This window comes from Mesorhizobium shangrilense (assembly GCF_028826155.1).
GTDB classification, from domain to species: Bacteria; Pseudomonadota; Alphaproteobacteria; order Rhizobiales; family Rhizobiaceae; genus Arvimicrobium; species Arvimicrobium flavum.
On the sequence record NZ_JAQGPN010000001.1, the window covers coordinates 2,918,306 to 2,931,210 of the forward strand.

Annotated in this window: 11 protein-coding genes; 9 read left to right on the plus strand and 2 right to left on the minus strand. The window is 64.4% G+C overall.

All coding sequences use genetic code 11. From position 1 onward, the window contains the following. Window positions 1-125 precede the first annotated feature (125 nt). The 9 genes from dusB (at window position 126) to hflX (ending at window position 11,611) form a co-directional block, all read left to right on the plus strand. Window positions 126-1,154, plus strand: coding sequence for a tRNA dihydrouridine synthase DusB (dusB, locus tag PD284_RS14100; RefSeq protein ID WP_274628819.1), 1,029 nt, complete (start codon window positions 126-128; stop codon window positions 1,152-1,154). Beyond that, the gene (locus PD284_RS14105; protein ID WP_274628820.1) at window positions 1,151-2,287 is read left to right on the plus strand and encodes a two-component system sensor histidine kinase NtrB; all 1,137 of its coding nucleotides are present in this window, start codon (window positions 1,151-1,153) and stop codon (window positions 2,285-2,287) included. Before dusB ends, PD284_RS14105 begins: the two co-directional genes overlap by 4 nt. Then, complete coding sequence (ntrC, locus tag PD284_RS14110; protein WP_274628821.1) at window positions 2,284-3,741, plus strand: nitrogen regulation protein NR(I); 1,458 nt, start codon at window positions 2,284-2,286, stop codon at window positions 3,739-3,741. The genes PD284_RS14105 and ntrC overlap by 4 nt, the downstream gene beginning before the upstream one ends. A 151-nt stretch (window positions 3,742-3,892) precedes the next feature. Beyond that, window positions 3,893-6,178 (plus strand): sensor histidine kinase NtrY-like, encoded by a 2,286-nt coding sequence (locus tag PD284_RS14115; protein ID WP_274628822.1) that lies wholly within the window; start codon window positions 3,893-3,895, stop codon window positions 6,176-6,178. Further along, window positions 6,168-7,529, plus strand: coding sequence for a nitrogen assimilation response regulator NtrX (gene ntrX / locus PD284_RS14120; protein WP_274628823.1), 1,362 nt, complete (start codon window positions 6,168-6,170; stop codon window positions 7,527-7,529). Before PD284_RS14115 ends, ntrX begins: the two co-directional genes overlap by 11 nt. A 6-nt stretch (window positions 7,530-7,535) precedes the next feature. Further along, complete coding sequence (trkA, locus tag PD284_RS14125; protein WP_274628824.1) at window positions 7,536-8,912, plus strand: Trk system potassium transporter TrkA; 1,377 nt, start codon at window positions 7,536-7,538, stop codon at window positions 8,910-8,912. Between the two features lie 70 nt (window positions 8,913-8,982). Continuing rightward, window positions 8,983-9,846, plus strand: a complete 864-nt coding sequence (locus tag PD284_RS14130) for a D-amino-acid transaminase (protein ID WP_274628825.1) — start codon at window positions 8,983-8,985, stop codon at window positions 9,844-9,846. Window positions 9,847-9,985: 139 nt separating this feature from the next. Continuing rightward, entirely contained in the window at window positions 9,986-10,234 is a 249-nt protein-coding gene (gene hfq / locus PD284_RS14135; RefSeq protein ID WP_274628826.1) for an RNA chaperone Hfq, read from the plus strand. Continuing rightward, window positions 10,235-11,611 carry a GTPase HflX gene (hflX, locus tag PD284_RS14140; protein WP_274628827.1) on the plus strand — a complete coding sequence of 459 codons (1,377 nt, stop codon included), beginning with the start codon at window positions 10,235-10,237 and terminating at the stop codon, window positions 11,609-11,611. Between the two features lie 12 nt (window positions 11,612-11,623). On the opposite strand, the gene mazG is transcribed toward hflX, so the two are convergent. Continuing rightward, window positions 11,624-12,445 (minus strand): nucleoside triphosphate pyrophosphohydrolase, encoded by an 822-nt coding sequence (mazG, locus tag PD284_RS14145; protein WP_274628828.1) that lies wholly within the window; start codon window positions 12,443-12,445, stop codon window positions 11,624-11,626. Window positions 12,446-12,527: 82 nt separating this feature from the next. Next, on the minus strand, window positions 12,528-12,884 hold the full coding sequence (gene copM, locus PD284_RS14150) for a CopM family metallochaperone (protein WP_274628829.1): 357 nt from the start codon (window positions 12,882-12,884) through the stop codon (window positions 12,528-12,530). Window positions 12,885-12,905 lie beyond the last annotated feature (21 nt).

Sequence of the window (12,905 nt, forward strand, 5' to 3'; positions counted from 1 at the left end):
ACGGCGGTTTCGGTTCCGCCAGCTAATTCCAGAAATCGACATTTTGTGCGGCGACTTGCCGATTGCGCGTCCAACCAAATCTGGCTAGAGAATGTGCACGAGGTGTCTCTGCCCTGTTTTTGTGCATGACGAAACTTGAACAACTCTCCCAGCCGCTCCAGATCGGACCGGTTTCCATCCGCAATCGCGTGTTCCAGGCACCCATGTCCGGGATCACCGACGAGCCAATGCGTCGCCGCGCCTATCAGCACGGCGCGGGGCTGGTCGTCTCCGAGATGGTCGCGAGCGGCGAACTTGCTCGCGGCCGGGGCGATACCGAGCGCCGGATACGGCACTCCGGCCTGGCGGTTCACATGATCCAGCTTGCGGGCCGCGAGGCGGCGGCCATGGCCGAGGCGGCGACCATAGCGGAAGGCGAGGGCGCCGATATCATCGACATCAACATGGGCTGCCCGGCGAAGAAGGTCACCGGGGGCTATTGCGGCTCCGCGCTGATGCGCGACCTCGATCACGCGTTGAGGCTGATCGATGCGGTGATAGGCGCGGTCGCCGTACCGGTTACGGTGAAGATGCGGCTCGGTTGGGACGAGACGGCGCTCAACGCGCCGGTGCTGGCGCAAAGGGCCGAGCAGGCAGGCGTCGCCATGGTCACCGTGCATGGCCGCACGCGCTGCCAGTTTTACAAGGGCAAGGCGGACTGGGGGGCGATCGCCCGTATTAAGGAGGCTGTGTCCATCCCCGTCGTGGCCAACGGGGACGTTGGCACGCCCGCGGACGCCGCGACAATCTTGGAACAGTCCGGAGCGGACGCGGTGATGGTCGGGCGCGCGCACTACGGCGCGCCGTGGGCCGCGGCCGAGATCGCGGCTGCGGCAGGCGGCGGGTCGGGCGAGCGGGTTGGACCAACGCCCGCCGCGATCGCCGACTACGTGGTCTCGCACTACGAGGACATGCTTTCGCTCTACGGCGTGGAGAGCGGGCTCAGGCAGGCGCGCAAGCACCTCGGTTGGTATCTCGACCGCCATGCTGGCGGATCGACGGAAGAGCTCAGGCGATCGGTGATGACATCATTCGACCCGGCACAGGTGATTTCAAGCGTCAGGGAAGCCTTTGCGCCGGCAGGCGACGGCTCGGGGGAAAGGGCGGCCGCATGAATGTGACGTCCCCACAGGCGAACATGGAAGACGCCGCGCAGATCGTTCTCAACACCATCCGCCGACCGGTGATCATGGTCGCTCCGGACGGATACATCACATTCGCCAACGCCGATGCGGAGGACTTCTTCCGTTGCAGCGCCAATGTGCTGGCGCGCAGCCTTCTGTCGAAGTTCGTGCCGTTCGACAGCCCCCTGCTGACGCTGGTGGAGCAGGTGCGCGAACGGCTGAGCCCAGTCAACGAATATCGGGTCGACGTGTCGTCGCCGCGTCTGGGCGAGGAAAAGATGGTCGATCTGTACGCAGCGCCGGTGCCCGAGTTTCCCGGCTCGGTGGTGGTGATGTTTCAGGAACGCTCGATGGCGGACAAGATCGACCGCCAGATGACGCATCGCGGCGCAGCGCGGTCGGTGTCCGGCCTTGCCGCCATGCTGGCGCACGAGATCAAGAATCCTTTGTCGGGCATCCGCGGTGCGGCCCAACTGCTGGAACTGTCCGCCTCAGACGAGGATCGCGCGCTGACGCGCCTGATCACTGATGAGACCGACCGCATCGTCGCGCTGGTCGACCGGATGGAGGTGTTTTCCGACGAGCGTCCGATCGATCGTTATCCGGTCAACATCCATGTTGTGCTCGACCATGTGGAGGCAATCGCCAGGAACGGCTTCGCCAGGGGGATAAGGATCGTCCAGGACTATGACCCGTCGCTGCCCCCGGTCTATGCCAACCGCGACCAACTCATCCAGGTGTTCCTCAACCTGATCAAGAACGCCGCTGAGGCGGTGGGGTCGGATCCGCAGGCCGAGATCACGCTGACGACAGCGTTCCGGCCCGGCATCCGCGTCTCGGTTCCCGGCACGTCCGACCGCGTGTCGCTGCCGCTCGAGTTCTGCGTCCGCGACAACGGGCCCGGCGTGTCGGAGGACATCCTCCCCATACTGTTCGATCCCTTCATAACCACCAAGCTCAACGGTTCAGGGCTGGGGCTGGCGCTCGTCGCCAAGATCGTCGGCGAGCATGGCGGCATCGTCGAATGCGAGTCGACACCGCGTGGCACGAACTTTCGTGTTCTCATGCCGGCCTGGAAGGAAAACACGCCCATCGGCGAAGACGAGGACGGAGGACATACATGAACGCGCCCGGCCAGATCCTCGTCGCCGACGACGATGCCGCCATCCGCACCGTTCTGAACCAGGCGCTGATCCGCTCCGGCCACGAGGTGCGGGTGACGTCGAATGCGCAGACCCTGTGGCGATGGGTGGCTGCCGGCGACGGCGACCTCGTCATCACCGACGTGGTGATGCCGGACGGCAACGCCTTCGATATGCTCCCGCGCATCAAGAAGGCGCGGCCGGAACTGCCGGTCATCGTGATGAGCGCCCAGAACACCTTCATGACGGCGATCCGTGCTTCGGAGACCGGCGCCTACGAGTACCTGCCGAAGCCGTTCGACCTCACCGAGCTGCTGAACATCGTGTCGCGTGCGCTGGCCGAGCCGCGCCGTCCGGCTGCGGAGACACGCCACGACGAGCAGCCGGACGCCATGCCGCTGGTCGGACGGTCAGCCGCGATGCAGGACATCTACCGCATGCTGGCGCGCATGATGCAGACCGACCTGACGGTGATGATCACCGGCGAGTCGGGCACCGGCAAGGAACTGGTCGCACGCGCACTGCACGAATATGGCCGCCGGCGAAACGGACCCTTCGTGGCCATCAACATGGCGGCGATCCCGCGCGACCTGATCGAATCCGAGCTTTTCGGCCATGAGAAGGGCGCCTTTACCGGTGCGCACAACCGATCGACGGGGCGCTTCGAGCAGGCGGAAGGCGGAACACTTTTCCTGGACGAGATCGGCGACATGCCGATGGAGGCGCAAACCCGCCTGCTGCGCGTTCTCCAGCAGGGAGAGTACACGACGGTCGGCGGCCGCACGCCGATCAAGACGGACGTGCGCATTGTCGCGGCGACCAACAAGGACCTGCGGGCGCTGATCAACCAGGGTCTGTTTCGCGAGGACCTTTTCTATCGGCTCAATGTGGTGCCGCTTCGCTTGCCGCCCCTGCGCGAGCGCTCGGAGGACATTCCCGATCTCGTCCGTCACTTTTTCACGCAGGCAGAGAACGAAGGCCTCCAGAAGAAGCGCATCGCGCCGGGCGGCATCGAGCTGATGCGGCGCTACCAGTGGCCCGGCAACGTGCGCGAGCTGGAGAACTTGATACGCCGGCTGGCGGCGCTCTATCCCCAGGACGAGATCTCGGCGGAGATCGTCGAAACCGAACTCCAGGCCGGCGCTTCTCCGACCACAGTCGCCGCAGATCTGACGCCGGAGCACCTCACGATCGGCCAGGCGGTCGAGCGGCATCTCCACCGCTATTTCGCGACCTACGAGGGCGACCTGCCGCCTCCCGGCCTCTACGATCGCCTCATGGCCGAGGTCGAGTATCCGCTCGTACTTGCCTGCATGACAGCCACGCGCGGCAACCAGATCAAGGCCGCCGAGCTGCTCGGGCTCAATCGCAACACGCTGCGCAAGAAGATCCGCGAGCTCGGCGTCAACGTCTATCGCGGCGCGCGCTCGGGCTGAGCGGAGGCGCGCTTGCTTCGTGCTCGTTGAATGAGAGCGAAGTCCGCAGCCGCGGCGAGATACGGAGATAGCTCCAGCTCGCCCCGGTTTTGTTGCAGAATCGCCACAATGTGTTGCATAGAATCAACGTAATTCATCGACGCACGGGCTGATGGCGATTCCCGCAGATACACTTCCGACCCCGCTCTTTGGGAAGTCGTCGCAGCTTGACGGGCGGCGCCTGCTGGCGCCGGGCATCGTCGCGGTCGTTGCTGCGCTGCTGACCGCTGCCGTCTCGTTTGCCATCCTCATCGGCGTCACGCCGATCACGCCGAGCGAGTCGATCACGCTTGCGCTGATCGTCATCAACGGCGCATTCGTCCTGCTGCTGATCGCCCTTATTGGGCAGGAAATCTACGCCATCTACATGTCCCGCCGTCGGGGAAAGGCGGCGTCCAGGCTCCATGTGCGCATCATCGCGATGTTCGCGCTGGTGGCTGCGATTCCCGCCATCCTCGTCGCCATCGTCGCCTCGATCTCGCTGAATGTCGGGCTCGACCGCTGGTTCGAGATCCGCACCAGGGCGATCATCAGCTCCTCGCTCTCGATCGCCGAAGCCTATGTGATCGAGAACGCGCGTAATCTGCAGGGCACGACGCTGTCGATGGCGAACTACCTGAACCAGGCGCGCCCCATCTACAATCTCGACCGCACCGGCTTTCGCGACCTGATGACCCGCGAGGCGGTCGGCCGCGCCCTTGCGCACGCGGCGCTGGTGAAGGCGGACGGCTCGGTGGTGATGCAGGCCGAGACGAACGCGGATTTCGACATGCCGGAACTGCCCGAGGGGGCGACGCAGCAGGCGGACGACGGCAGGCCTGTCCTGATCGAGCCGCGCACCCGCCCGATCGTCGGCGCGGTGCTGAAGCTGCGCGAGATCCCGGACGTCTACCTCTACACAATCCGGATGGTCGATCCGGAGGTGATACGGGCGCGGCAGATCGTGCGCGCGAATGTGGACGATTACCGCGACCTTGAGGGAAGCCGCATATCCACCCAGATCGCCTTCGCGCTGCTCTATCTCGGGCTTGTCCTCATCATCGTGCTCGCTGCGATCTGGACGGCCATCGCAGTCGCCGACCGTCTGGTGCGGCCGATCCGCCGGCTCATCGGCGCCGCCGACGAGGTCGCCACCGGCAACCTCGACGTCTCCGTTCCGGTGCGGGCGACAGACGGCGATATGGCCTCGCTCGGCGACACCTTCAATAAGATGCTGCTCGAGCTGAAATCCCAACGCAACGAGATCCTTGCGGCAAAGGACGTCATGGATGAGCGGCGGCGTTTCTCCGAGGCCGTGCTGTCCGGCGTCACCGCCGGCGTCATCGGCGTCGACGCGGTCGGCACGATCACGATCGTCAACCGCTCGGCGGAGACGATGCTTGCCATCTCCGCAGCCGAGGCGGTTGGTCAAAACCTCTCCGTCGTGCTGCCGCATATCGGGCGGATCTTCGAGATCGGCCGAAATTCGCAGCGACCTGTCTATCGGGAACAGGTCACCTTCTTCAGGGCCAGGCTCGAGCGCACGTTCAACGTGCAGGTCACCATCGAGCAGGGCGACCGCCAGGTCGGCGAGAAGTCCTACGTGGTCACGGTCGACGACATCACCGATCTCGTTCAGGCGCAGCGCTCGACCGCCTGGGCGGACGTGGCGCGCCGCATCGCGCACGAGATCAAGAACCCGCTCACGCCCATCCAGCTTTCGGCGGAGCGCATCCGTCGCCGCTACGGCAAGGTCATCACCGAGGATCGGGAGGTGTTCGACCAGTGCACCGACACGATCATCCGCCAGGTGGCGGACATCGGCCGCATGGTGGACGAGTTCTCCGCCTTCGCAAGGATGCCGAAGCCCGACATGAAGCAGCTCGACCTGCGCGAGCCGCTGCGTGAGGCCTCGTTCCTGGTCGAGGTGAGCCGCGCCGAAATCGCGTTCGAGCGCGATTTCGGCAACGAGCCGCTTACCGGCACATTCGACACGCGGCTGATGACCCAGGCATTCGGCAACGTCATCAAGAATGCTGCCGAGGCCATCGAAGGGGCGGAACGCACGCCGGAGGAGCGCGGCGTCATCCGCATCCGGGCGCGGCGTGAAGGCGCCATGGTGCGCGTCGACGTGATCGACAATGGCAAGGGACTGCCCCGCGAGAATCGCCAGCGTCTGCTCGAGCCCTACATGACGACGCGTGAAAAGGGCACCGGCCTCGGCCTCGCGATCGTCAGGAAGATCATCGAGGATCACGGAGGCTCGCTGGAGCTTCACGATGCGCCGGACGATTTCTACGAGGGCAGGGGCGCAATGATCAGCATTTTCGTTCCCGCTTCGGCGACGCCATCATCGGACGCCGCCGGGCAGGAGCACCCGAAGCAAGCAGAAAACGAGCAGGTCGGAAATGGCATCTGACATTCTCATCATCGACGACGAAGAAGACATCCGCGAACTGGTCGCGGGCATCCTGAGCGACGAGGGACACGAGACACGCACCGCGCACGACAGCGACAGCGCCTTCGCCGCGATCGCGGACCGTGCCCCGCGCCTGGTCTTCCTCGACATATGGCTGCAAGGGTCCCGCCTCGATGGCCTGGCGATTCTGGACAAGATCAAGACCATGCATCCGGAGCTGCCGGTGGTCATGATCTCGGGCCACGGCAACATCGAAACCGCGGTCTCGGCCATCCGGCGCGGCGCTTACGACTTCATCGAGAAGCCGTTCAAGGCCGACCGCCTGATCCTGATCGCCGAGCGCGCCCTGGAAACCTCCAAGCTGAAGCGCGAGGTGTCGGATCTGCGCCAGCGCAGCGGCGACAGTTTCGACCTGATCGGCAAATCGCCGGCGATGAACCATTTGCGGCAGACGATCGAGCGCGCGGCGCCGACCAACAGCCGCATCATGATCATCGGGCCGTCCGGCTCGGGCAAGGAGATGGTGGCGCGCGCCATTCATGCACAGTCGTCGCGCAAGACCGGTCCGTTCGTGTCGCTCAACGCCGCGACGATCACGCCGGAGCGCATGGAAATCGAGCTGTTCGGCACCGAATCCAACGGCGGCGAGCGCAAGGTCGGGGCGCTCGAGGAGGCCCACCGCGGCATCCTCTACCTCGACGAGATCGCCGATATGCCGCGCGAGACGCAGAGCAAGATCCTGCGCGTGCTGGTCGACCAGCAGTTCGAGCGCGTCGGCGGGACCAAGCGGGTCAAGGTCGACGTGCGCATCATCTCGTCGACCGCGCAGAACCTGGAGGGCATGATCGCCGAGGGGCGGTTTCGGGAGGATCTGTACCACCGCTTGGCGGTGGTCCCGGTCATCGTGCCCGGGCTTTCGGAGCGCCGCGAGGATATCCCGTATCTTGTCGATCACTTCATGCTGCAGGTGGCGAGGCAGGCCGGCATCAAGCCGCGGCGGATCGGGGACGATGCGCTGGCCGTGCTTCAGGCGCACAACTGGCCGGGCAACGTGCGACAGCTGCGCAACAATATCGAGCGCCTGATGATCCTGGTGCGCGGCGACGACGTCGACGCGCCGATCACCGCCGACCTGTTGCCGCAGGAGATCGGCGACGTGATGCCGCGCGCGCCCAACCAGTCGGACCAGCACATCATGGCGCTACCCCTGCGCGAGGCGCGGGAGATGTTCGAGAAAGAGTATCTGATCGCCCAGATCAACCGGTTCGGCGGCAATATCTCGCGCACGGCCGAGTTCATCGGGATGGAGCGTTCGGCGCTCCATCGCAAGCTGAAGTCGCTCGGGGTCTAGGCGCTCATGCGGGTCATAATTTGCGGCGCCGGCCAGGTTGGTTACGGCATTGCCGAGCGGCTGGCCGCAGAACGGAACGACGTGTCGGTCATCGACACCTCGGCGCAGCTCATCCAGGCGGTGCGCGACTCGCTCGACGTGCGCGGCTTCGTCGGACACGGCTCGCATCCCGAGGTGCTGGAGGCGGCGGGCGCGCAACAGGCTGACATGATCATCGCGGTGACGTTGCATGACGAGGTCAACATCGTCGCCTGCGAGATCGCCCACGCGCTGTTCAACGTTCCCACCAAGATCGCGCGGATACGGGCGCAGTCCTATCTCCAGCCCCAGTATCAGGACCTGTTCTCGCGCGATCACATGCCGATCGACGTGATCATCTCGCCCGAGCTCGAGGTGGGCGAGATGGTGCTGAGACGCATCGCGCTGCCGGGCGCGACCGACGTCGTTCGCTTCGCCGAGGGCAAGATCATCATGGTGGCAATCGAATGCCTTGAGGATTGCCCTGTCATCAATACGCCGCTGAAGCAGCTCACGGAACTGTTTCCGGACCTGCCGTCCACCGTGGTGGGGGTCGTACGGGGCGACAGCCTGTTCGTGCCGCATTCCGCCGACCAACTGATCGCTGGCGACCTCGCCTACGTGGTGACGCAGAAGGATCAGGTGCGGCGCACGCTCAGCCTGTTCGGACATGACGAGCAGGAGGCAACCCGGATCATTATCGCCGGTGGCGGCAACATCGGCCTCTACGTCGCGCGCACCATCGAACAGAGGCAGAGCCGGACCCGCATCAAGCTGATCGAGGACCAGCGCGAGCGGGCCGTCAGGATCGCCGACGAACTGCGGCGCACTGTGGTGCTCAACGGCAGTGCGCTCGACCAGAAGCTGCTCCTCGAGGCCGATATCCACGACGCCGACCTGATGGTGGCGCTGACCAACAGCGACCAGGTCAACATCCTCTCAAGCGTCATGGCCAAGGGCCTGGGCTGCAAGGCCAGCCTCGTGCTTCTCAACAGCCCGGCCTATCACGGTCTATCCAAGACGCTCGGCATTGACGCATACGTGAATCCGCGCTCGGTCACCATTTCCCGTGTGCTTCAGCACGTGCGTCGCGGGCGGATCCGCGCCGTCCACAGCATCCAGCAGGGATTGGCCGAGATCATCGAGGCGGAGGCGCTGGAGACGTCGCCTCTGGTCGGCACGGCGCTGCGCGACCTCGAGCTGCCCGACGGCATGCGGATCGGCGCGATCTTCCGTGACGGACAGATGATCTCGCCCAGCGGCTCCGTGCACATCCGTCCGAAGGACCGCGTCGTCATCTTCGCCATGCAGGGTGCGGTGAAGCAGGTCGAGCAGATGTTCCGCGTCAGTCTGGAATTCTTCTGAGTTCGCGATTTGGCCGTTACCGCCAGCCGGGAATCGCTTAAGCCTCCCCTGTCTTTCAAGGAGTTCGGACATGCCTCGTATCGCCTATGTGAACGGCCGCTATGTGCCGCATCGCGAGGCGATGGTGCATGTAGAGGACCGCGGTTATCAGTTCGCCGACGGCGTCTACGAGGTCTGCGAGATTTCGCGCGGCTTCATCGTGGACATGACGCGGCATCTCGACCGCCTGGACCGTTCGCTGCGCGAGCTTCAGATCGCCTGGCCCATGTCGCGAAAGGCGCTGCACATCGCGATGTCCGAGGTCATTCACCGCAATCTGGTCCGCGATGGCCTGGTCTACCTCCAGGTGACGCGCGGCGTCGCCCCGCGCGACCATGCTTTTCCCGCGCCTGGCGTCAGACCGAGCATCGTCATCACGGCGAAGCGACTCGACACCGTCGCCGGCGCGAAGCGCGCCGCGACCGGTCTCGATGTCATCACCGTGCCTGAGAACCGGTGGGAGCGCGTCGACATCAAGACGGTCGGCCTGCTCCCCAACGTGCTGGCCCGGCAGAAGGCGAAGTCGGCGGGCGCTCACGATGCCTGGTTCGTCGATCCCGATGGCACGGTGAAGGAGGGGGCATCGAGCAACGTCTGGATCGTGACGAAGGACAATGTGCTGGTAACGCGCCAGGCCGAAACAGGAATACTGCGCGGCATCACCCGCACGACCGTGTTCGACGTCGCCCGGAAACTCGAGCTCAAAATCGAGGAACGCAACTTCTCGCTTGATGAGGCAAAGGCAGCGAAAGAGGTGTTCATGACATCGGCGACGACGGTGGTCATGCCAGTCGTATCCATCGACGGGCACAGTGTCGCCAACGGACACCCGGGCGCTACAACGCTTTTGTTGCGCGAGGCATTTTTTGACGTTGCGGAACGAAGTCCAGCCTGATAACGGCTCTATTCGATTTAAGACACAATGAGACCTTTCCACTTGTTTCGGGTTTCGACGCAAGTGGCTGGAACTTGACACCACGCCGCTAAACTGGCGCAGTGCCAACCAGGCAAAGGGCGGCGAAAGACAAGAAGCAATGGCGGAACGTTCGCAGAATCTTCAAGACCTCTTTCTGAACTCGGTTCGGAAGAGCAAGAACCCACTGACGATCTTCCTGATCAATGGCGTCAAACTGACCGGTGTCGTAACGTCGTTCGACAATTTCTGTGTGTTGCTGCGCAGGGACGGCCATTCGCAGCTGGTCTACAAGCATGCGATCTCGACGATCATGCCGAGCCAGCCCGTGCAAATGTTCGATGCCGAGGAAAACGGCCGGGAAAGCTGATTGAAAGCAGAAAATCGCCGGGCTAGCCCCCAGAGGGCGGACGATACAGGATCGGACGCGACTGGTGCGCGCGCCGTTGTGGTCGTGCCGATCCTTGCACGTCATCACTTGCGTGAGGATGAAACTGCCCAGCAGACCCGCCCGCGGCTGCAGCGCTCCGCGGACGCGCGGCTCGAGGAGGCAGTAGGCCTCGCCGAGGCGATCTCCCTCGACATCGTTCATGCTACAATTGCCACGGTGAACGAGCCGCGGCCTGCCACGCTGCTTGGCGCCGGCAAGGTCGACGAGATCACCGAGATCATAAAGGAAAACAAGGCGGAGCTGGCGATCGTCGACCATCCGCTGACGCCTGTGCAGCAGCGCAATCTGGAGAAGGCGTTCAACGCCAAGGTGCTCGACCGGACCGGCCTGATCCTTGAGATTTTCGGCGAGCGGGCTCGCACCAAGGAAGGCGCGCTGCAGGTGGAACTCGCGCACCTGAACTACCAGAAGGGGCGGCTCGTGCGCAGCTGGACCCACCTGGAGCGGCAGCGCGGCGGCGCCGGCTTCCTCGGAGGCCCCGGCGAAACACAGATCGAGGCCGACCGCCGCATTCTCCAGGATAAGATCCTGAAGCTGAAGCGCGAACTGGAAACGGTGCGGCGCACGCGCGACCTTCACCGGGCAAAGCGCAAGAAGGTGCCGTTCCCCGTGGTCGCCATCGTCGGCTACACGAATGCCGGCAAGTCCACCCTCTTCAATCGCCTGACGGGTGCGGACGTGCTGGCCGAGGATATGCTCTTCGCCACGCTGGACCCGACGCTGCGCCGGGTGCGGCTGCCTCACGGCACCATCGTCATCCTGTCCGATACAGTCGGGTTCATTTCGGACCTTCCGACCCACCTTGTCGCGGCCTTCCGCGCGACCCTCGAAGAGGTGGTGGAAGCGGACGTCGTCATCCACCTGCGCGACATTTCGGACCCGGATACTGCGGCGCAGGCGGCGGACGTGGAACAGATACTTGCCGACCTCGGCGTCGATGCAAAGGACGAAGCGCGCGTCATCGAAGTCTGGAACAAGGTCGATCTGCTCGACGATGCGAACCGTGCGCGGCTGCTGGAGGCGGGAAGCAATACGCCGCTCGCCATCTCGGCGGCGACGGGCGAGGGGGTGGAGGCGCTCGTTGCCGCCATCGAGCAGCGCGTGGCAGGCGGTCTGGAACCCGTCGTCGTGACGCTGCAGCCCAACCAACTCGCGTCCATCGATTGGCTTTATCGCAACGGACAGGTGGTCGAACGCACCGACAATGACGATGGCAGCGTTACGCTGACGCTCCGTGCTACGGCCACCGCGCGCCAATCGATCGAGGAGCGCTTGTCCAGACGGGCGGCCGAGTAGCGCGGGAACGACCTATTTGCGCTTGGCGTCCTGCCAGAGCGCTTCCATTTCCTCGAGCGAGGCGTCATCCAGGTTCCGCCCTGCGGCCGTGAGCGTCCGCTCCACGCTATGGAATCGGCTGCGGAATTTTTCGTTGGTCCCGGCGAGCGCTGCCTCGGAATCAACCTTCAGGTGGCGTCCGAGATTGACGACCGCAAACAGCAGGTCGCCAAACTCGTCCTTGATTGCAGCGTGGTCGCCCGCGGCCATTTCTGCGCGCAGCTCGCCGATTTCCTCCTCGATCTTGTCGAGGATAGGCGCGGCTTCCTGCCAGTCGAAGCCGACCCTGGCAGCCTTCTCCTGCAGTTTCAGGGCGCGCGTGAGGGAGGGCAGGGCGACCGGTACGTCATCAAGGTATCCTGAGCCGCCTAGTTCGGGGTCAAGGCCGAGCGCGACGTGGCGGGAGCGGCGTTCGGCTTTCTCCTCTGCCTTGATCCGGTCCCACATGCCCTTGGCCATGCCGGCACTTCTGGCCTTTTCGTCGCCGAAGACATGCGGATGACGGCGTATCATCTTCTGTGTGATCGCCTCCACCACATCGCCGAATTCGAAGGCTCCCTGCTCCTCGGCCATGCGGGCGTGGTAGACGACCTGCAGAAGAAGGTCGCCGAGCTCTTCGCGCAGATCGGCCAGGTCGCGCCTGGCGATGGCGTCGGCGACCTCATAGGCCTCTTCCAGCGTGTAAGGGGCGATGGTCTCGAAGGTCTGTTCGACGTCCCAGGGACATCCCGTCACGGGCGTCCGCAGAGCGGCCATGATCTCGATCAGGCGGGAAATGTCCTTGGAGGGCTTCATCGCTGCACCGTAGCCGGATTGTACGCCCGGCGCAGCGCCGGACGCTCAGGGCGTCCGGCTTGTCCACAATCCGCAGGTCAGATCAATCCGGATTCTTGGCCAGCCATGCCTTCATCTGTCCGATTTCGGCTTCCTGCGCCTTCACGACCTCTTCGGCGAGTGCACGGATCTCCGGATCCTTGCCGTGTTCCAGCACGATCCTGGCCATGGCGACAGCGCCTTCGTGATGCGGAATCATGGAAAGCACGAAGTCGCGGTCGGCATCACCGGAAAGCTCCACGGCCATGGCCTTGTGCATGTCTTCATTGGCCTTGGCGAAGGCCTCCGCGGCGGCGCTCGGCGCAGCGGCTCCGTGGCCCAAATGTGCGTCCTGGGCATAGGCTGCACCGCTGATGGCGAGGGAGATGGCGGCTGCTGCGGTGATGAGATGGTGCTTCATGTTCCTGCTTCCAGTCCATTC